Origin of the sequence: Klebsiella scottii, from assembly GCF_036561945.1 — a bacterium.
In the GTDB taxonomy this organism is placed as follows: domain Bacteria; phylum Pseudomonadota; class Gammaproteobacteria; order Enterobacterales; family Enterobacteriaceae; genus Klebsiella; species Klebsiella scottii.
The window spans coordinates 461,734-483,059 of the sequence record NZ_JARXNI010000020.1 but is presented as its reverse complement, the minus strand read 5'-3'; the positions used below and the strand labels follow the sequence as shown (position 1 = coordinate 483,059).

Annotated in this window: 14 protein-coding genes; 11 read left to right on the top strand and 3 right to left on the bottom strand. The window is 57.6% G+C overall.

Going from position 1 to position 21,326, the window contains the following annotated elements:
• Window positions 1-150: 150 nt before the first annotated feature.
• Together QFI97_RS10000 and QFI97_RS09995 are read left to right on the top strand one after the other, a co-directional pair.
• The gene (locus QFI97_RS10000; RefSeq protein WP_143350169.1) at window positions 151-282 is read left to right on the top strand and encodes a small membrane protein; all 132 of its coding nucleotides are present in this window, start codon (window positions 151-153) and stop codon (window positions 280-282) included.
• Window positions 283-451: 169 nt separating this feature from the next.
• Window positions 452-1,069, top strand: coding sequence for a transcriptional regulator (locus QFI97_RS09995; protein WP_346431040.1), 618 nt, complete (start codon window positions 452-454; stop codon window positions 1,067-1,069).
• A 311-nt stretch (window positions 1,070-1,380) separates the two neighbouring features.
• Here the strand turns inward: QFI97_RS09995 and QFI97_RS09990 are convergent, their stop codons facing one another.
• Entirely contained in the window at window positions 1,381-2,649 is a 1,269-nt protein-coding gene (locus tag QFI97_RS09990; RefSeq protein ID WP_095100869.1) for a dicarboxylate/amino acid:cation symporter, read from the bottom strand.
• Between the two features lie 444 nt (window positions 2,650-3,093).
• On the opposite strand from QFI97_RS09990, the gene QFI97_RS09985 reads away from it, so the two are divergent.
• The 8 genes from QFI97_RS09985 (at window position 3,094) to QFI97_RS09950 (ending at window position 18,670) form a co-directional block, all read left to right on the top strand.
• Window positions 3,094-4,344, top strand: coding sequence for an MdtA/MuxA family multidrug efflux RND transporter periplasmic adaptor subunit (locus QFI97_RS09985; protein ID WP_346431039.1), 1,251 nt, complete (start codon window positions 3,094-3,096; stop codon window positions 4,342-4,344).
• Complete coding sequence (locus QFI97_RS09980; protein WP_346431038.1) at window positions 4,344-7,466, top strand: MdtB/MuxB family multidrug efflux RND transporter permease subunit; 3,123 nt, start codon at window positions 4,344-4,346, stop codon at window positions 7,464-7,466. The genes QFI97_RS09985 and QFI97_RS09980 overlap by 1 nt, the downstream gene beginning before the upstream one ends.
• Window positions 7,467-10,544 (top strand): multidrug efflux RND transporter permease subunit MdtC, encoded by a 3,078-nt coding sequence (gene mdtC, locus QFI97_RS09975; RefSeq protein WP_095100863.1) that lies wholly within the window; start codon window positions 7,467-7,469, stop codon window positions 10,542-10,544.
• A 1-nt stretch (window position 10,545) separates the two neighbouring features.
• Window positions 10,546-11,961, top strand: a complete 1,416-nt coding sequence (locus QFI97_RS09970; RefSeq protein WP_095100861.1) for an MFS transporter — start codon at window positions 10,546-10,548, stop codon at window positions 11,959-11,961.
• A complete protein-coding gene (gene baeS, locus QFI97_RS09965; RefSeq protein WP_346431037.1) occupies window positions 11,958-13,445 on the top strand; it encodes an envelope stress sensor histidine kinase BaeS in 1,488 nt (495 codons plus the stop codon). Before QFI97_RS09970 ends, baeS begins: the two co-directional genes overlap by 4 nt.
• The gene (gene baeR, locus QFI97_RS09960) at window positions 13,442-14,164 is read left to right on the top strand and encodes an envelope stress response regulator BaeR (protein WP_095100857.1); all 723 of its coding nucleotides are present in this window, start codon (window positions 13,442-13,444) and stop codon (window positions 14,162-14,164) included. Before baeS ends, baeR begins: the two co-directional genes overlap by 4 nt.
• A 273-nt stretch (window positions 14,165-14,437) precedes the next feature.
• Window positions 14,438-15,799, top strand: coding sequence for a prephenate-dependent tRNA uridine(34) hydroxylase TrhP (gene trhP / locus QFI97_RS09955; RefSeq protein WP_346431036.1), 1,362 nt, complete (start codon window positions 14,438-14,440; stop codon window positions 15,797-15,799).
• Window positions 15,800-16,423: 624 nt separating this feature from the next.
• Window positions 16,424-18,670 carry a TonB-dependent receptor domain-containing protein gene (locus tag QFI97_RS09950; protein ID WP_095100853.1) on the top strand — a complete coding sequence of 749 codons (2,247 nt, stop codon included), beginning with the start codon at window positions 16,424-16,426 and terminating at the stop codon, window positions 18,668-18,670.
• Window positions 18,671-18,780: 110 nt separating this feature from the next.
• On the opposite strand, the gene QFI97_RS09945 is transcribed toward QFI97_RS09950, so the two are convergent.
• The gene (locus QFI97_RS09945; protein ID WP_346431035.1) at window positions 18,781-19,521 is read right to left on the bottom strand and encodes a carbonic anhydrase; all 741 of its coding nucleotides are present in this window, start codon (window positions 19,519-19,521) and stop codon (window positions 18,781-18,783) included.
• A 235-nt stretch (window positions 19,522-19,756) separates the two neighbouring features.
• The gene (locus QFI97_RS09940) at window positions 19,757-20,152 is read right to left on the bottom strand and encodes a protease inhibitor I42 family protein (protein WP_346431034.1); all 396 of its coding nucleotides are present in this window, start codon (window positions 20,150-20,152) and stop codon (window positions 19,757-19,759) included.
• Between the two features lie 229 nt (window positions 20,153-20,381).
• Here QFI97_RS09940 and yegS point away from each other — a divergent pair, with 229 nt between their 5' ends.
• Window positions 20,382-21,275 carry a lipid kinase YegS gene (gene yegS / locus QFI97_RS09935; RefSeq protein ID WP_095100845.1) on the top strand — a complete coding sequence of 298 codons (894 nt, stop codon included), beginning with the start codon at window positions 20,382-20,384 and terminating at the stop codon, window positions 21,273-21,275.
• The last annotated feature ends 51 nt before the right edge of the window (window positions 21,276-21,326 follow it).

The following is a 21,326-nucleotide window of genomic DNA, read 5'->3' as shown; positions in this document are numbered from 1 at the left end:
ATAATGATATAGCCGCCCTGCCTGAAATTGTCGCTGCATTGGCCGCAGCGCAGCATGCAGCGTAGAGCAATATTCATACTTAGCTATTTTTTAGCGCCATATACCAATTAGAACCTGCCCCGGCAGGCTCTTAGAGAAAGGATATTCATAATGACCATGCAAACGGGGTTCGCCCTGCTGCTGTGCATATTTTGTCTTTGTATTTCGGTCTACAGCCTGGTGTCCTATCTGAAGGACCGAAGAAAACAAAAGATTCCGTTTACCAACGGGCGTAAAAAATAACGCCCGACGGACTTTCGGCAATACTAAAAATAACGCGCCATATAATAAGCGGCAGCGCTAATAAGCCGATGTTGACCCTATTTTTGTGCATAACACACAGCAACCATCGCCTACGCCGGAGGTCCGGTCGCGGAATGGCGTCATGTTGACTTATAAAGGAAGTCGCGCCATGAAAACCATTAATATTGCTCTTAACACTCGCAACACCTTTATCCGGGATGCGCTGGTTTACATAGTGAACGAGCTCACCCGGGATCGCGCCGGCCTCCGGGTGAGTTTCTCCTCACGCAGCGATACGCTGGCGCATGAGGACATCATTTTCTCTGACGTTCTGCCCGGCGAGATCCACCTGTGCAACACGCTGATCAAAAATCGTAAGCCCGCCAGTTCGGTTATTATCCTGCACGGCTACGACACCCTCCCGGAACCGGCATGCATCGTCAACTGCCTGAGGGACGTTATCTTTTTCGCCATCAAATCAGCCAGCGTCGAACAGATGCGAACGATAATAGAAAAAGTGCTGAAGAACGTTGAAAATCCGCCGATAAAATTATTCAAGGACCCCGGGTTAATCTGCAGCCACTGCCCGCACCAAACGCTATCGCGATCGCAGGTCGCGGTGGCCCACGGTCTTATTCATGGGTTTGATATCGGTAAAACATCCGCCATCAATAAGGTGAGCATCAAAACGACCACCTACCATAAAAGTAAGATCATGGAAAAATACCGCCTCAATAATAACCATGACTTTTTTCAGTTTATGAATTTACTAAGAGAAAGAGGGTAATCGCCGGGGAATATTTGCGACCGAAGGGTAAAAATTAGGAATTTATGGGGTTGTGCAGGGATGCTATTCCTAAAAAAACCGCCGCGCGGAAAAATAGCTTCTCATGCCCGACGAACAGCAGATAACATCAGCGCATCCTCGGTATAAAGGCGCAGCAATGCGTGGTTATACAATAATAACAATGTATTTAGCGGGGAATATTTACTTCGTCACATCGCCCCTTGCGTGCCTGTTAGGGGCATCTTTTTCTATCACCGCGCCCTTCGCGGCAGAAGAAAATACGCGCTCCGGCCAGAGCGCGTATGCCACCGTCAGGCCTGAACGCCCTGAGGCTCCGCCTCCGGCACCTCTTCCTGCAGCTGACCCTCATTTTTCGACAGCATCGCCGTGGCAATACCGTTGCCCAGCACGTTGATGGCGGAACGCCCCATATCGAGGAAATGGTCGATCCCCATCAGCAGCAAAATTCCGGCGACGGGAATATTGAAGCTGGGGATCGTCGCGGCCAGCACCACCAGAGCCGAACGCGGCACCCCGGCAATCCCTTTCGATGCCAGCATCAGCGTCAGCATCATCACCGTAATTTCGCTGAAGCTGAGGTGGATGTTATATGCCTGAGCAATAAACATAGAGGCAAAGGAGCAGTAGACCATCGAGCCGACCAGGTTAAAGGAGTAACCGATGGGCAAAACGAAGGAGACGATATTGCGCGAGCAGCCGAAGCTGACCAGCCGCTCCAGCGTCTTCGGATAGGCCGCTTCGGAGCTGCTGGTGGTAAAGGCGACCAGCACCGGATCCTTAAGCATATTGAGCAGGCGGAAAACCTCTTTTTTCAGCACCATATAGCCCACCGCCATCAGCACCGCGCTGGTGAGCAGCACCGCAACGTAGTAGCCGCCGATAAAAGAGGCATAGTTCAGCAGAATGCCCAGCCCCTGGGAGGCGATAACCGAGGAGATAGCGGCAAAAATCGCCAGCGGGGCCACGTACATCACGTATCCGGTCACCTTGAGCATAATGTGGGAGACCACGTTCAGCGCCGCCACCAGCGGGGCGTTAAACTTCTCCCCCAGCGATGCCCCGGCGATGCCAAAGAACATCGAGAAGACCACGATTTGCAGAATTTCGTTATTGGCCATCGCTTCGGTAATGCTGGTCGGAATGGTATGCGACAGGAAGCCTTTCAGGCTCATCCCGCTGACCGCCAGCCCGGTGTCCACGGACTCTTTGGGGATCGTCAGATTCAGGCCGCTGCCCGGATGCCACAGCGTGACGATCACTAATCCCACCAGAATGGAGAGGATCGAGGAGGTGACAAACCACACCATCGCCTTACCGCCTACGCGGCCGATAGTGGCGGTTTCGCCCAGCCGCATGATGCCGACGGTCAGGGTACTGAAGACCAACGGCGCAATCACCATCTTGATGAGGCGTAAAAACATATCGGTGAAAAGCGTGATGTTCTCAGACCATGCCACGATGGCGGTCTGGGAGGCGTAGGCGTGGATTGCCGCGCCGGAAAGGATCCCCATCAGCATGAAGATAACGATGAAGAGCGTGAGTTTGTTTGCACTAGCCACTAAAATTACCCCTGATTTATGAACCCGTCGCGTTCAGTGTGCATATATTTTTTATTATCGAAGCACACCAAAACATTCGTCGTATAAATTGAATAAAAGCCGCGCCAGTTACAACTCTTTTTTATTTTTTAAATTAAAAGTTGGCAGGATGCTTGATGTGCATCAAGTGCTTAATAATGCACATTCGCTGCATCTTCTCTGCGCGTTGCCGCCGGGCCGACGTGGAGAAGATGCCCCGGCGGATGGAAAGTTCCAAAGGGGTTCCGTCGATGAGCCTCCCATCGCGGGTTCAGGAGGGGAAAACGCCCGCTCGCCGGCCGCAAAAAATGGAGTCAATCCAGACATATCTCAACAGTCTTTTCATAATTCCTCCATTTTTGCGAGGCGTTCCCTCACTAAACTAGTATCATTTCGCGAAACGTTTCAGGATGAGATAGCAAAATAATGAAAGGCAGTCACACACTTCGTTGGGCAACCGCCCTGGCGGTCGTCATCGTTGCCGGCGGCGCATACTGGTTTTGGCAGGGTCGTGATACGGCGGGCGAAGCGGCTCCAGCGGCGGCCGGACAAGGTGCGCCTGCTCCGAGCGGCGGTCGTCACGGCCGCTTAGGCGCGACGCTGGCACCGGTCCAGGCCGCAACGGCCACCAGCGAATCGGTGCCGCGCTATCTCAGTGGCCTCGGCACGGTAACCGCAGCCAATACGGTCACCGTGCGCAGCCGCGTCGACGGCCAGCTGCTGGCGATCCATTTCCAGGAAGGCCAGCAGGTTAAAGCCGGCGAGCTGCTGGCTGAAATCGACCCCAGCCAGTTCAAAGTGGCGCTGGCGCAGGCGCAGGGGCAGTTGGCCAAAGATCGGGCGACCCTTGCCAACGCCAGGCGCGACCTCGCCCGCTATCAGCAGCTGGTAAAAACCAACCTCGTTTCGCGCCAGGAGCTGGATACCCAGCAGTCGCTGGTCAGCGAAACCAACGGCACGATTAAAGCCGACGAAGCCGCGGTGGCCAGCGCCCAGCTGCAGCTCAACTGGAGCCGGATCGTCGCGCCCATCGACGGGCGCGTCGGCTTAAAACAGGTGGATATCGGCAACCAGATCTCCAGCGGCGATACCACCGGTATCGTGGTATTAACGCAAACCCACCCGATCGATTTAGTCTTCACGCTGCCGGAAAATGACATCGCGGCGGTGGTTCAGGCGCAGAAAGCGGGTAAAGCCCTGCCGGTTGAAGCCTGGGACCGCACCAACAAGCAGAAAATCACCAGCGGCACGCTGCTCAGCCTTGATAACCAGATTGATGCAACCACCGGCACCATCAAGCTGAAAGCCCGCTTCAGCAACCTGGACGATGCGCTGTTCCCGAACCAGTTCGTCAACGCCCGCATGCTGGTGGACACCGAGCAGAATGCGGTCGTGATCCCTACCGCCGCTCTGCAGATGGGCAATGAGGGCCACTTCGTGTGGGTGCTGAACGCCGACAATAAGGTCAGCAAGCATACGGTCACGCCGGGTATCCAGGATAGCCTGAAGGTGGTCATTAACGCCGGGCTTTCCGCCGGCGACCGCGTGGTCACCGACGGTATCGACCGCCTGACCGAAGGCGCGAAGGTCGAAGTCGTCGAGCCGCACAGCGCCTCCGCCGCCGCGCCGGAAAAAGCCACCAGCCGCGAATACGGTAAAAAAGGAGCGCGCTCCTGATGCAAGTCTTACCGCCGAGCAGTACGGGCGGCCCTTCCCGTATCTTTATCATGCGTCCGGTGGCCACCACGCTGCTGATGGTGGCGATCCTGCTGGCCGGGATTATCGGCTACCGGTTCCTGCCGGTCTCGGCGCTCCCGGAAGTGGATTATCCGACCATTCAGGTCGTTACCCTCTATCCGGGCGCCAGCCCTGACGTGGTGACCTCATCGATCACCGCGCCGCTGGAGCGCCAGTTTGGTCAGATGTCCGGCCTCAAGCAGATGTCGTCGCAAAGCTCCGGCGGCGCCTCGGTGGTTACCCTTCAGTTCCAGCTGACGCTGCCGCTGGACGTCGCCGAGCAGGAAGTGCAGGCGGCTATTAACGCGGCCACCAACCTGCTCCCCTCGGACCTGCCTAATCCGCCGGTGTACAGTAAAGTCAACCCGGCCGATCCGCCGATCATGACCCTCGCGGTCACCTCTTCCTCCATTCCGATGACCCAGGTGGAAGATATGGTGGAGACCCGCGTGGCGCAGAAAATCTCCCAGGTATCCGGCGTCGGGCTGGTGACTCTCGCCGGCGGTCAACGTCCGGCGGTGCGCGTGAAGCTCAACGCTCAGGCGATTGCCGCCCTCGGGCTGACCAGTGAAACCATTCGCACCGCGATTACCAGCGCCAACGTCAACTCGGCGAAAGGGAGCCTCGACGGCCCTTCGCGGGCGGTAACGCTCTCCGCTAACGACCAGATGCAGTCGGCGGAAGACTATCGTCGCCTGATCGTCGCCTATCAGAACGGCGCGCCGATTCGCCTCGGCGACGTCGCCACCATTGAGCAGGGCGCGGAAAACAGCTGGCTGGGCGCGTGGGCGAACAACCAGCGGGCGATCGTCATGAACGTTCAGCGCCAGCCGGGCGCGAATATTATCGCCACCGCCGACAGCGTGCGCCAGATGCTGCCGCAGCTGACCGAAAGCCTGCCGAAATCGGTCAAGGTGCAGGTCTTATCCGACCGCACCAACAACATCCGCGCCTCGGTGAGCGATACGCAGTTTGAGCTGATGCTGGCGATCGCCCTGGTGGTGATGATCATCTACCTGTTCCTGCGTAACGTCCCGGCGACGATCATTCCCGGCGTCGCCGTGCCGCTCTCGCTGGTGGGCACCTTTGCGGTGATGGTGTTTCTCGACTTCTCGATTAACAACCTGACGCTGATGGCCTTAACCATCGCCACTGGCTTCGTCGTCGATGACGCCATCGTGGTTATCGAAAACATCTCGCGCTATATCGAAAAAGGCGAAAAGCCGCTGACCGCCGCGCTCAAGGGCGCCGGCGAGATCGGCTTTACCATCATCTCGCTGACCTTCTCGCTGATTGCGGTGCTGATCCCGCTGCTGTTTATGGGCGATATCGTCGGCCGGCTGTTCCGCGAATTTGCCGTAACCCTGGCGGTGGCGATCCTGATCTCCGCCGTGGTGTCGCTGACCCTGACGCCGATGATGTGCGCCCGGATGCTGAGCCACGAATCGCTGCGTAAGCAAAACCGCTTCTCCCGCGCCAGCGAACGCTTCTTCGAGCGGGTAATTGCCGCCTACGGCCGCCTGCTGAGCCGGGTGCTGAACCATCCGTGGCTGACCCTCAGCGTGGCGCTGGGCACCCTGGCGCTGTCGATTATGCTGTGGGTATTTATCCCGAAAGGTTTCTTCCCGATTCAGGACAACGGCATTATTCAGGGCACGCTGCAGGCCCCGCAGTCGGCCTCTTTTGCCAGCATGGCGCAGCGCCAGCAGCAGGTCTCCGCCCTGATCCTCAAGGACCCGGCGGTGGAGAGCCTGACGTCGTTTGTCGGCGTCGACGGCACCAACCCGGCGCTGAACAGCGCCCGGCTGCAGATCAACCTCAAGCCGCTGAGCGAGCGCGACGATCGCGTGCAGACGGTTATCTCTCGCCTGCAGCACTCGGTGGACGGCATTCCCGGCATCGCGCTCTATTTGCAGCCCACCCAGGATTTGACCATCGATACCACCGTCAGCCGCACTCAGTACCAGTTCACGCTGCAGGCCAACTCGCTGGATGCGCTCAGCAACTGGGTTCCTCAGCTGTTGACCCGCCTGCAGGCGCTACCGCAGCTCTCCGACGTCAGCAGCGACTGGCAGGATAAGGGCCTTGCGGCGTACATCAACGTCGACCGCGACAGCGCCAGCCGCCTTGGGATCAGCATGGCCGATATCGATAATGCGCTGTACAACGCCTTTGGCCAGCGCCTGATCTCAACCATCTATACCCAGGCCAACCAGTACCGGGTAGTGCTGGAGCATGACACCCAGGCCACGCCGGGGCTCGCCGCGCTCGACGGCATTCGCCTCACCGGCAGCGATGGCGGCATCGTGCCGCTGAAATCGATCGCCACCGTTGAGCAGCGCTTTGCCCCGCTGTCGATCAACCATCTCGACCAGTTCCCGGTGACCACCATCTCGTTTAACGTCCCGGATGGCTATTCGCTTGGCGATGCGGTCGAGGCGATTCAGGCCGCCGAACAGGCGCTGGATTTACCGACCGATATCCGCACTCAGTTCCAGGGCAGCACCCTTGCCTTCCAGTCGGCGCTGGGAAATACCGTCTGGCTGGTCGTCGCCGCGGTGGTGGCGATGTATATCGTCCTCGGCGTGCTGTATGAGAGCTTTATCCATCCGATCACTATCCTCTCGACCCTGCCGACCGCCGGCGTCGGCGCGCTGCTGGCCCTGTGGCTCGCCGGCAGCGAGCTGGACGTGATTGCCATCATCGGCATCATCCTGCTGATTGGCATCGTCAAGAAGAACGCCATCATGATGATCGACTTTGCCCTGGCCGCAGAGCGCGAACAGGGCATGGCGCCGCGCGAGGCGATTTATCAGGCCTGTCTGCTGCGTTTCCGCCCCATCCTGATGACCACCCTGGCGGCGCTGCTCGGCGCGCTGCCGCTGATGCTGAGCACCGGCGTGGGCGCAGAGCTGCGCCGTCCGCTGGGGATCGGCATGGTCGGGGGCCTGATGCTAAGCCAGGTGCTGACGCTGTTTACCACCCCTGTCATCTATCTGCTGTTCGACCGCCTGTCGCTGTACCTCAAAAGCCGCTTCCCACGGCGCGAGGAGGAGGCGTAAATGAAGTTTTTCGCCCTCTTCATTTACCGTCCGGTGGCGACGATTTTAATTTCGCTGGCCATCACCCTGTGCGGCATTCTCGGCTTCCGCCTGCTGCCGGTCGCCCCGCTGCCGCAGGTGGATTTCCCGGTGATTATGATCAGCGCTTCGCTGCCCGGCGCCTCGCCGGAGACGATGGCCTCGTCGGTGGCGACGCCGCTGGAGCGCTCCCTCGGGCGCATTGCCGGGGTCAATGAAATGACCTCCTCCAGCTCCCTTGGCAGCACGCGCATTATTATGGAGTTCAACTTCGACCGCGATATCAACGGCGCCGCCCGCGATGTCCAGGCGGCGATCAACGCCGCGCAAAGCCTGCTGCCCAGCGGCATGCCGAGCCGTCCGACCTATCGCAAGGCCAATCCGTCGGACTCGCCGATCATGATCCTGACGCTCACCTCGGATACCTACTCCCAGGGCGAGCTGTACGATTTTGCCTCCACCCAGCTGGCGCAAACTATCGCCCAGATTGACGGCGTCGGCGACGTTGACGTCGGCGGCAGCTCGCTGCCCGCGGTGCGCGTAGACCTCAATCCGCAGGCGCTGTTTAACCAAGGGGTGTCGCTGGACGCCGTGCGCACGGCGATTGATAGCGCCAACGTGCGCAGGCCGCAGGGGGCGCTGGAGGACAGCAGCCATCGCTGGCAGGTGCAAACCAACGATGAGCTGAAAACCGCCGCCGAGTATCAGCCGATAATCGTGCACTATAGCAACGGCGCGGCGGTGCGTCTTGGCGACGTCGCCAACATCAGCGATTCGGTGCAGGACGTACGCAACGCCGGGATGACCAATGCGAAACCGGCGATTCTGCTGATGATCCGCAAGCTGCCGGAAGCCAATATCATCCAGACGGTGGACAGCATTCGCGCGCGCCTGCCGGAGCTACAGAAAACTATCCCGGCGGCGATCGATCTGCAAATCGCCCAGGACCGCACCCCAACGATTCGCGCCTCGCTGGAGGAGGTCGAGCAGACGCTGGTGATTTCGGTCGCGCTGGTGATCCTCGTGGTGTTCCTGTTCCTGCGCTCCGGCAGAGCCACGCTGATCCCGGCGGTAGCGGTGCCGGTATCGCTGATCGGCACCTTTGCGGCCATGTACCTTTGCGACTTTAGCCTCAACAACCTGTCGCTGATGGCCCTGACCATCGCCACCGGCTTCGTGGTGGATGACGCCATCGTGGTGCTGGAGAATATCTCCCGCCACCTTGAGGCGGGGATGAAGCCGCTGCAGGCGGCTTTGCAGGGAAGCCGGGAAGTGGGCTTTACGGTGCTGTCGATGAGCCTGTCGCTGGTGGCGGTGTTTTTACCGCTGCTGTTGATGGGCGGCCTGCCGGGGCGTCTGCTGCGCGAGTTCGCGGTCACGCTGTCGGTGGCGATTGGTATTTCGCTGGCGGTGTCGTTAACTCTGACGCCGATGATGTGCGGCTGGCTGTTGAAAAGCGGTAAGCCGCATGAGCCCACGCGCAACCGCGGCTTTGGCCGGCTGCTGGTCGCCATTCAGGGCGGCTACGGCAAATCGCTGAGGTGGGTGCTGAAGCACAGCCGAATGACCGGCCTCGTCCTGCTGGGTACGATTGCCCTTAGCATCTGGCTCTATATCTCAATTCCGAAAACCTTCTTCCCGGAGCAGGATACCGGCGTGCTGATGGGCGGCATTCAGGCCGACCAGAGCATCTCTTTCCAGGCGATGCGCGGCAAGCTGCAGGACTTTATGAAAATCATTCGTGAAGACCCGGCGGTGGATAACGTCACCGGCTTTACCGGCGGCTCGCGGGTCAACAGCGGGATGATGTTTATCACCCTCAAATCGCGCGACCAGCGCCATGAAACGGCGCAGGAGATTATTGACCGCCTGCGAAAAAAACTGGCGAAAGAGCCGGGGGCGAACCTGTTCCTGATGGCGGTGCAGGATATCCGCGTCGGCGGACGTCAGGCCAACGCCAGCTACCAGTACACCCTGCTGTCGGACGATCTGGCGGCGCTGCGCGAGTGGGAGCCTAAAATTCGCAAAGCGCTGGCGGCGCTGCCTGAGCTGGCTGACGTCAACTCTGACCAGCAGGACAACGGCGCGGAGATGGACCTGCTCTACGATCGCGATACCATGTCGCGCCTCGGCATCAGCGTGCAGGACGCCAACAGCCTGCTCAACAACGCTTTCGGCCAGCGGCAGATCTCCACCATCTACCAGCCCCTCAACCAGTACAAGGTGGTGATGGAGGTTGACCCGGTCTATACCCAGGACGTCAGCGCGCTGGATAAGATGTTCGTTATCAACAGCGAAGGCAAACCGATCCCGCTCTCTTATTTCGCCAAATGGCAGCCGGCTAACGCCCCGCTGTCGGTGAACCATCAGGGGCTTTCGGCCGCCTCCACCATCTCCTTTAACCTGCCGACCGGTAAATCCCTGTCGGAAGCCAGCGACGCCATCAACCGCGCCATGACCCAGCTCGGGGTGCCGTCCAGCGTCCGCGGCTCGTTCGCCGGCACCGCTCAGGTTTTCCAGCAGACTATGAATTCGCAGATCATTTTGATTCTGGCGGCGATTGCGACGGTCTATATCGTGCTGGGGATCCTCTACGAAAGCTACGTGCATCCGTTAACGATCCTCTCCACCCTCCCCTCGGCGGGGGTCGGCGCGCTGCTGGCGCTGGAGCTGTTCGGCGCGCCGTTCAGCCTCATCGCGCTGATCGGAATTATGCTATTAATTGGAATAGTGAAGAAAAACGCCATCATGATGGTCGACTTCGCGCTGGAGGCGCAGCGTAACGGCAACCTGCCGCCGGAAGAGGCCATCTTCCAGGCCTGCCTGCTGCGTTTTCGCCCCATTATGATGACCACCCTCGCGGCGCTGTTCGGCGCGCTGCCGCTGGTGCTATCCGGCGGCGACGGCTCGGAGCTGCGCCAGCCGCTGGGGATTACGATCGTCGGCGGTCTGGTGGTAAGCCAGCTGCTGACGCTGTACACCACGCCGGTGGTGTATCTGTTCTTCGATCGTCTGCGGCTGCGTTTTTCCCGAAAAATCAGGCAACCGGTAAGCGAATAACATGACCGATCTCCCGTCCAGCGTGCGCTGGCAGCTATGGATAGTGGCATTCGGCTTCTTTATGCAGTCGCTGGATACCACTATCGTCAACACCGCCCTCCCCTCGATGGCCAAAAGCCTCGGGGAGAGCCCGCTGCATATGCATATGGTTATCGTCTCCTACGTGCTGACGGTGGCGATTATGCTGCCCGCCAGCGGCTGGCTGGCGGATCGGGTCGGAGTGCGCAATATCTTTTTTACTGCCATTATCCTGTTCACCCTCGGGTCGCTGTTTTGCGCCCAGGCCAACACCCTTGACCAGCTGGTGCTGGCCCGCGTGCTGCAGGGCATCGGCGGCGCCATGATGGTGCCGGTAGGCCGCCTGACGGTGATGAAAATCGTCCCCCGCTCGCAGTATATGGCGGCGATGACGTTCGTCACCCTCCCCGGCCAGGTCGGGCCGCTGCTGGGTCCGGCCCTCGGCGGCGTGCTGGTGGAATATGCCTCCTGGCACTGGATTTTTTTAATCAACATTCCGGTCGGCATTATCGGCGCTATCGCCACGCTCTCGCTGATGCCGAACTACACCCTGCAGACGCGCCGCTTTGATATGCTCGGCTTTATCCTGCTGGCCACCGGCATGGCGACGTTAACCCTCGCTCTTGACGGCAAAAAAGGGCTGGGTATTTCTCCGCTGCTGCTGACGGCGCTGGTGGCTATCGGCATCGCCTCCGTTGTTCTCTATCTGTGGCACGCGCGGGGCAATGACGGCGCGCTGTTCAGCCTCGACCTGTTCCGCAACCGCACCTTCTCCCTCGGGCTCGGCGGCAGCTTCGCCGGGCGTATCGGCAGCGGCATGCTGCCGTTCATGACGCCGGTATTCCTGCAAATTGGCCTCGGCTTCACGCCGTTCCACGCCGGCCTGATGATGATCCCGATGGTGCTCGGCAGCATGGGCATGAAACGCATCGTGGTGCAGGTGGTGAACCGCTTTGGCTACCGCCGGGTGCTGATTGTGGCGACGATCGGCCTGGCGCTGGTCAGCCTGCTGTTTATGGCCGTCGCGCTGGCGGGCTGGTACTGGCTGCTGCCGGTGGTGCTGTTTTTACAAGGCATGATCAACTCCAGCCGCTTCTCGTCGATGAATACCCTGACGCTGAAGGATCTGCCGGACCCGCTGGCCAGCAGCGGCAACAGCATGCTGTCGATGGTGATGCAGCTGTCGATGAGTATTGGCGTCACCATCGCCGGCATGCTGCTGGGGATGTTCGGCCAGCAGCACCTCAGCGCCGATGCGGCTACCGCGCATCAGGTCTTTCTCTACACCTACCTGAGCATGGCGGTCATTATCGCGCTGCCGGCGCTTATTTTTTCCCGCGTACCGGATGACATCGAAGGCAATACCGTCATCGCCCGCCGCAAAAGGAGTGAACCGTGAAGCTTTGGCGTCCCGGCATTACCGGCAAACTGTTTCTCGCCATCTTCGCCACCTGCATCGTGCTGCTGATCAGCATGCACTGGGCGGTGCGTATCAGCTTTGAACGCGGCTTTATCGACTACATTAAGCGCGGCAACGAACAGCGGCTGACGATGCTTGGCGATGCCCTCAGCGAGCAGTATGCCCAGCACGGCAGCTGGAAGTTCCTGCGCAACAACGACCGCTTTATTTTCCAGCTGCTGCGCACCTTTGAGCGCGACAACGACGATCGCTCCCCCGCCGGCCACGGCCCAGGGCCTGACGGCGAGCGGGGTCCCGGGCCAGACCGAGGCCCGCCGCCGGACAACGGACCCCGCGGTCCCGGGCCGGATATGCCTCCGCACGGCTGGCGAACGATGTTCTGGGTGGTCGATCAGAAAGGCCGCGTGCTGGTCGGCCCGCGGGAGCCGGTGCCTGAAGACGGTACCCGCCGCGAGATCCTCGTTGACGGCGCTCCGGTAGGGGCGGTCATCGCCTCGCCGGTGGAGCGCTTAACCCGCAATACCGATATCAATTTCGATCGGCAACAGAAGCGCACCAGCTGGCTGATTGTGGCCCTGGCGACCATCCTTGCGGCGCTGGCGACCTTCCCGCTGGCGCGCGGCCTGCTGGCGCCGGTTAAACGGCTGGTAGAAGGAACCCATCGCCTCGCGGCGGGTGATTTCTCCACCCGGGTCACCGCTAGCGGCGGCGATGAGCTTGGCCGCCTGGCGCAGGACTTTAACCAGCTTGCCAGCACCCTTGAGCGCAACCAGCAGATGCGTCGCGATCTGATGGCGGATATTTCCCACGAGCTGCGCACGCCGCTGGCGGTTCTGCGCGGCGAGCTGGAGGCGATTCAGGACGGGGTACGCAAATTCACCCCGGACTCTATCCCCTCCCTGCAGGCGGAAGTCGCCACCCTGACCAAGCTGGTTGACGATCTGCACCAGCTGTCGATGTCGGATGAGGGCGCGCTGGCCTATCAGAAAAACTCCGTGGATATCATCACCCTGCTGGAAGTCGCGGCGGGGGCCTTCCGCGAGCGCTTCGCCAGCCGCGGGCTGGAGATCGGCGTATCGTTACCGGAAAGCGCCATGATTTTTGGCGACGGCGACCGCCTGATGCAGCTTTTCAATAACCTGCTGGAAAACAGCCTTCGCTATACCGATAGCGGCGGCAAGCTGCTGATTAGCGCCAGTCAAAACGGTCGGATGCTGATCGTCGACTTCGCCGATAGCGCCCCTGGCGTCAGCGATGCCCAGCTGGAGCGCCTCTGCGAACGATTCTACCGCGCAGAAGGTTCGCGCAATCGCGCCAGCGGCGGCTCCGGCCTCGGGCTGGCTATCTGCGTCAATATCGTCGCCGCCCACGGCGGCACCTTACGGGCCGGCCATTCGCCTTTTGGCGGGGTTAGCATTAAAGTAGAGTTACCTCTGGAACGCGATTTACCGAGAGACGTATGATTGAATTACCTGTTGATGAAAACACTCCGCGTATTCTTATCGTGGAAGATGAACCCAAGCTCGGCCAGCTGCTGATCGACTATCTGCTTGCCGCAGGCTATGCGCCGACGCTGATTAATCACGGCGATCGGGTTCTGCCCTACGTTCGCCAGACGCCGCCGCACCTGGTCCTGCTGGATCTGATGCTGCCGGGCACCGACGGGCTGACGCTGTGCCGTGAAATTCGCCGCTTCTCCGACGTTCCGGTGGTGATGGTGACGGCCAAGATTGAGGAGATCGACCGCCTGCTGGGGCTGGAGATCGGCGCCGACGACTATATCTGCAAGCCCTACAGCCCGCGTGAAGTCGTGGCGAGGGTAAAAACCATCCTTCGCCGCTGCAAGCCGCGTCCGGAGCTGCAGGCGCTGGATGCCGTCAGCCCGCTGATCGTCGATGAAGGGCGTTTTCAGGCCTCGTGGCGCGACAAGCTGCTGGATCTCACCCCCGCCGAGTTTCGCCTGCTGAAAACCCTCTCCCAGGAGCCGGGAAAAGTGTTCTCGCGCGAACAGCTGCTGAACCATCTCTACGATGATTATCGCGTGGTCACCGACCGAACCATCGATAGCCATATCAAAAACCTGCGCCGCAAGCTGGAGTCGCTGGACGCAGAGCAGTCGTTTATCCGCGCCGTCTACGGCGTCGGCTACCGCTGGGAGGCGGACGCCTGCCGGCTGGCATAGGCCGCAGGATACCGTTCTGCCCGCGCGATTACCCGCCAGCTGGCGGGTAATTTTTATGCGAAAAACGCCTCCGGCGCTCTCGCCCATATGGCGCCGACGAGTCCGCGCAGCAGGAGCATTTGCCGTCATTGACCCGCCGACCCGGCGCTGGCGGCGTGAAAGGGTTTACCTGCCTCCCCCACGGCGCTACAATGCCCGCCCTTAATGTGGGGACACTCCCCAACTCGCCCACCAGGTGCGGCGAATCTGACCTGTCATCAGAACGAGAAAATCATGTTTAAACCGGAACTCCTTTCCCCGGCGGGAACGCTGAAAAATATGCGTTACGCTTTCGCATACGGCGCAGATGCCGTTTATGCCGGCCAGCCGCGCTACTCTCTGCGCGTGCGCAATAACGAATTCAACCACGAAAACCTGCAGCTCGGCATCAACGAAGCCCATGCGCTGGGGAAAAAGTTCTACGTGGTGGTGAACATTGCGCCGCATAACGCCAAGCTGAAGACCTTCATTCGCGATTTGAAGCCGGTAGTGGAAATGGGGCCGGATGCGCTGATCATGTCCGATCCGGGCTTAATCATGCTGGTACGGGAAAACTTCCCCGAGATGCAGATCCATCTCTCGGTACAGGCCAACGCCGTCAACTGGGCAACGGTAAAATTCTGGCAGCAGATGGGGCTGAGCCGGGTCATTCTCTCGCGCGAGCTGTCGCTGGAAGAGATTGCCGAAATCCGCAGCCAGGTGCCGGAGATGGAGCTCGAAATTTTCGTTCACGGCGCGCTGTGCATGGCCTACTCCGGCCGCTGCCTGCTCTCCGGCTATATCAACAAACGCGATCCGAACCAGGGGACCTGCACCAACGCCTGCCGCTGGGAATATAACGTCCAGGAAGGCAAGCAGGACGACGTCGGCAATATTGTCCACAAATATGAGCCGATCCCGGTACAGAACGTTGAGCCAACGCTGGGGATCGGCGAGCCGACCGACCGGGTATTTATGATTGAAGAAGCCAAGCGCCCGGGCGAATATATGACCGCCTTCGAAGACGAGCACGGCACCTACATCATGAACTCGAAGGATCTGCGCGCCATCGCCCACGTTGAGCGCCTGACCAATATGGGCGTGCACTCGCTGAAAATCGAAGGCCGCACCAAGTCCTTCTACTACTGCGCCCGTACCGCCCAGGTCTACCGCAAGGCGATCGACGACGCCGCCGCCGGCAAACCGTTTGACGAAAGCCTGCTGGAAACCCTCGAAGGGCTGGCCCACCGCGGCTATACCGAAGGCTTCCTGCGCCGCCATACCCATGATGATTATCAGAACTACGAGTACGGCTACTCTCTCTCAGAGCGCCAGCAGTTTGTCGGGGAGTTTACCGGCGAACGTAACGGCCAGCTGGCGGCGGTGGCGGTGAAGAACAAATTCACCCTCGGCGACAGCCTTGAGCTGATGACGCCGCAGGGCAACGTCAACTTCACCCTCGAGCATATGGAAAATGCCAAAGGCGAAGTGATGCCGGTCGCCCCCGGCGATGGCTACACGGTCTGGCTGCCGGTACCGGAAGATATGGTGCTGCAGTACGCCCTGCTGATGCGCAACTTTGCCGGCCAGAGCACCAGAAACCCGCACGGCAGCTAGTTTACCAGGGTTATTTTTTCAGGATGCACGGATATTAGAAACGGATCACATACCGTTTCGCTTAAAGCCGGTATCATCCATTTCGCTGAAAAACATAACCCATAAATGCTAGCTGTACCAGGAACCACCTCCTTAGCCTGCGTAATCTCCCTTACGCGGGCTTATTTTTTTATTATTAACCTATCTACGTCCGCATGCTGTCCATGCCTGGATACCGGCTTTGCTTTACCAGGTGCCCTCTTTACAGCGGAGACCCATCCGCGATCGTTCCCCTGATATTAAAAACAATTCCCCGCCTTTCCCGCTGCTTTGGTTCCTCCTGGGCGACAAAACCTCCGTTCAGGCGCGGCCATCAATATGTTGTCGCCATCAGCCGCTCTGACCGGAACGGCGCTCTCCCGCTGGCCCAGGAGTGACATGCTTTTTATCCATCATTCATTAGACAGATAATTATAACCACCTCAATTAAATGATAATGATAACTATTTGCATTTGTTTAATTAGAGGCATAAACTGCAATTCTTTATTTTTTTAGTGTTTTAAACCGGTAATTAACCATCTACTGGTTTTTCATCACTAACATTGTTGGATTTTCGATATCTTTTTAAAAAATAAGGAAATTTCATGGGAAAACGCGCCTTAATCCTCACCTTATCGACGTCGGTTTTTACAGGTTCGACGCTTGCAGAGGGAAAAAATGACAATGAAGAAATTATGGTTGTTTCATCTACAGGGACCGCTGAAAATACCCTCTCCGGATCTGATTTAAACAGATTCAGAGGGATTGCGAATGCAGATATTTTTTCCTCTGAAACATATATCCAGTCAAATAATATGAGAAATGAGGCGGGTGCGATTGATCCAGGAATCAGGGGACTGCAGGGAGAAGGCCGTGTTCCGGTGTTTATTGACGGCTCGCTGCAGTCGACCCACACGTCAAGAGGCTATCAGGGAACCAGCGACAGAACGTATATCGACCCTGATTTAATCAGCAATATCACCATTAGCAAAGGGGCCTCACAGAATAACAATGCCTTTTCATCCGGCGCCATCGGTGGGGTAATAAATATAAAAACCCTCTCCACGGAGGATATTATCAATCCCGGCAATAGCTACGGCTTACTTCTTAAGCTAAGAACGTTCAACAATAATAAAAAGCCTGATATCCCTGATGATTATGCGGAGCAGAGCTATTATCAGCTGACGGACAAGCCCCGCGGGTATGATTTTAGAAATGGCTCCGCCACGCTTGCCTTTGGCTTCAGAGATGATACGGTTGATACCGTGCTTGCCTATAGTAAAAGATCTACCGGGAACTATTTTTCAGGGAAAAATGGCTTTAAAAAATTCAACGATCCGGTGGTATTTAAAAATGAAGAGGTCGTAAACACCTACTTTGAAAGCGAGTCATTTATTTATAAGCTTGCGATCAACGCGAATGATGATCATCACTTCAACCTTGCGTACCGCAACCATCGTCAGCAGGCCGGTGAAACGTTGGCTGCCTACTGGTATAAAAACGCCAATGACATTGACTTCGAGCCCCTGCCTGCGGGCGTGGAATCCATGCCACAATGGAAACCTGGCAGCGCGATTGTTAATGCCTACAGTGCCGGATATACCTATACCCCCGTTAACAACAGGCTGATTAACTTAAATCTGAACTACTGGATAACCGATACGAACTTAAAGCAATATAACGGCCTGTGGGCATTGGGGACCAATGCGCAACAATATCTGCATGCCTATAGCAACAATAAAAATGGTATAGCCATTGTCAATGAAAGCCAGTTAAACATGCTCACGCTCCGCTACGGGTCGTCAACGCAAAAAGAAAAGCTGGCGCCAAAATCTGACGGTCTGACCCGGTTTACCGCCTATCCCACCTCGCGGCATGGCGAGAGAAGGGAAAATGCCCTTTTCGTCAACGGGATGATTGAGAGTGGTCCGCTCCAGGTCAATCTGGGTATTAATTATCATAATTCCGCAGCCAACGATTTTCAGACCAATCAAAGCGTAAAATATCAGGCTAAAGCAGACCTGAGTTCCGAAATAAGCTATGCGCTGACCCCAGGCACAACCGTGTTTGTGAAAGCAGCCAGAAACTACAGAATGCCGAGCCTGTATGAAACCACGGTATCGAATGAGATTTTCAGCTATAACCCGGCGGACCCGATCGCGCCAGAAGTCTCCCTGCAAAAAGAAGTTGGGGTTAAGATACATCGCCCGGCTTTATTATCCGCGGAGGATGCTCTCGACCTCTCCCTCTCCTGGTTTAACAACAGGACCAATAACTTTATCTCTCCCGGATTAAAGGATAAAACCGCGGGAATGCCGGCATGGCAGGATAACTTCACGTTTATGAATTATGATAAGCTCGATTTATCCGGAATTGACTTTTCGCTTAAATACAACAGCGAACTGTTCTACTCTGCCATTTCCGCAACCTTGTATAGCAAAACGGCGGTGTGCTCAAACTACTATGCGCAAAAATATAACACCAGCAGCTGCAATAACATGGGCTTCGCCTGGGGATTAACGCCCACCAGAATTCCCGCCAAACAAAATATCTCTGTGAATCTGGGGAAAAAATTCCGCAATGAAACCGTCGATGCTGGCATCAGATACAGATATCACTCGGCGAAAACAAACCCTGCGGGATGGCTTGAGGGGACAGCAGCCAACCCGGTTATCGAAATACCTTCCGGGTACCAAATTGATTTGTATGGAGAATATATTTTAAATAAAAATGCGACCTTTTTTGCCGCGGTTAATAATGTCACAGATCGCTATGATATCCAGCCCGGAGCGGTTATCAGCATGCCAGATCCCGGCAGAACGGTAATGCTCGGCGTTGACCTCCGCTTCTGATCGTTCCCCACCAGAGGCGCTATCAGGGAAGAGGGCGATTTTTGCGCCCTCTTCCCTGCCGATTATGCGCTATGAATACTTATCTCCAGGCCGCATCCGGGTTACCCGGCTCATACTTCGAAGAAGTCGACCTCCCCGCCGGCAAGATGATACATGCTGCCAACAATTTTGATTTTCCTTTGTTCTTCCAGCTTTCTCAGCACCGGACTATTTTTCCGAATATTTTCGATTGTCAGCTCGACGTTTTTCCGCGCCACGGCATCAACAAAGTCGTAATTACTGCCTTGACGTTCACCGCTGTACTCGGTTTTTGCGATGGCCGGTTTAATTTCATCGAGTAAGCCGGTCAGGTTACCTAATTCGGCATTATCGATGGCCCCGCGGACGGCGCCGCAGCGGGTATGCCCCATCACCAGCACCAGCTTCGCACCGGCGACGGCGCAGGCAAACTCCATGCTACCTAACATATCGCGGTTGCTGATATTACCCGCTACCCGAGAGTTAAAGGTTTCACCGATCCCCGCATCCAGAATAATTTCTGCCGGCGCGCGCGAGTCGATACAGCTGAGGATCACCGCCGCCGGGAACTGCCCCGCCAGGCTGCTGCGCTTTTGCTGCAGATAATCGTGCTTAAGCGGGCGGTTTTCCCGGAAACGCAGATTACCCTGTTTAAAATGTTCAATTACCGCATCCGGCGTCATACCGTCGCGTTCCTCTTTGCTCAGAGACGCGGCAAAAGAGATCGTCGGTACCGATAAGGCCGCCAGCCCGGTGATGGACAGCGCGGAAAGCGCTAACGTCTGCTTCAGAATGGTACGACGTGAAGGTTCAGCTTGTTGGTTCTGTTTCATAATATCTCTCTATGGACCGGGTTATTCAAATTACGCAGATAATCTCCTGGTAAAGAACAACCAAACTAAAACCACACGATATATAGAGAAATTTTTTTGCCCTTTGTTTCAATAATGACGCTCGCAGGGGCAGATTGTTAATATGAAGAAGCCTTTTTGAAAAGACAATTAACATAAAGCGCACAGTTTAAAAACCGTGCGCGAATAAGATGCGAAGTAATAGCGTAATGCCGAATTACCGCGCAGGGGCATTTGACCTTACGCTGACCCGTACGGTGGTCGCTTTCTCTGTGATATTCAGCCAGGGGCGGCCATAGACGAAGTTAATATTTCCGCCCCCCTGCTGAACACCTTTGAAGGTAAAGGTTCTTTCCACCGGGCAGCCCGTGGCTCGCTTACCGCAGCTGGCGGGCTGGCGGTAATTCTCGGCGACCAGCATGACCTGCGCGGGTAAGGAACGTAGCATCCACTTGTAGCCGGTGCCCGGGATATCCTGCAGCGTAACGGTAAACTGTTCCCCGCCGGAAATGCTCTTCTCCGTCACCTGCGCGGAGAGAGCCTGCAGGGAGAAAGCCAGACAAAATACCGCCATGCAGGAATTCGTTACGTAGGTGAATGTGTTACGGGACATCCTCTTTTCCTTACTGTATCAATGGTCAAATTTACCCGCGCAATTCTGACACTCCCGCGCAGCGTATCACAGGACGAATAGCGCGCCGGTTGAGCTACCATTGCAGAAAAAGGGGGGCGCGGTTATCAATAGCCCGATATCCACGCCCCCCGGGCCGATAATTTACGAAATATCCATCCTTCTCTTCATGCGGTACACTTTCTGCATCTTGTGCAATGAGGCAACCATCATGTCAACGTTTCCGGCCAGCTTACTGATTCTGAATGGCAAAGGCGCTAATGAGCCGCAGCTGCGCGAAGCGATAAATCTGTTACGCGAAGAGGGCGTCGATATCCACGTCCGCGTCACCTGGGAAAAAGGCGACGCCGGGCGCTTCGTCGATGAGGCCGAACGGCTTAACGTCGGCACGGTGATTGCCGGCGGCGGCGACGGCACCATTAATGAAGTCGCCACCGCGCTGGTCCAGCGTGGCAGCAAGGCGGCGCTGGGGATCCTGCCGCTCGGTACCGCCAACGACTTCGCTACCAGCGTCGGGATCCCGCTGGACCTCGCCAGCGCCCTCAAGCTGGCGATCGTCGGGCGCGATATCGCGATAGACGTCGCGCGGGTCAACGATAAAACCGGCTTTATTAATATGGCCACCGGCGGCTTCGGCACCCGGATCACCACCGAAACGCCGGAAAAGCTCAAGGCCGCGCTGGGCGGCGTCTCCTACCTGATCCACGGCCTGATGCGCATGGATACCCTCAAACCCGACCGCTGTGAAATCCGCGGGGAGAACTTCTCCTGGCAAGGGGACGCGCTGGTGATCGGCATCGGCAACGGACGCCAGGCGGGCGGAGGCCAGCAGCTGTGCCCGCAGGCGTTAATTAACGACGGGCTGCTGCATCTGCGCATCTTTACCGGTCAGGAGCTGCTGCCGGCGCTGTTCAGTACGCTGGCCAATCCCGACAACTCCCCTAACCTGGTGGACGGCGTTTCGTCCTGGTTTGAAATTACCGCCGCCCACGAGATGACCTTTAACCTCGACGGCGAGCCGCTAAGCGGCAAAACCTTCCGCATGGAAATTCTGCCCGGCGCCCTGCGCTGCCGGCTGCCGCCGGACTGCGCGCTGCTGAAATAATCCGCGGCCTCCAGGGTTTCGCGGCTCAGACCATGCCGCATGAGCGCAATC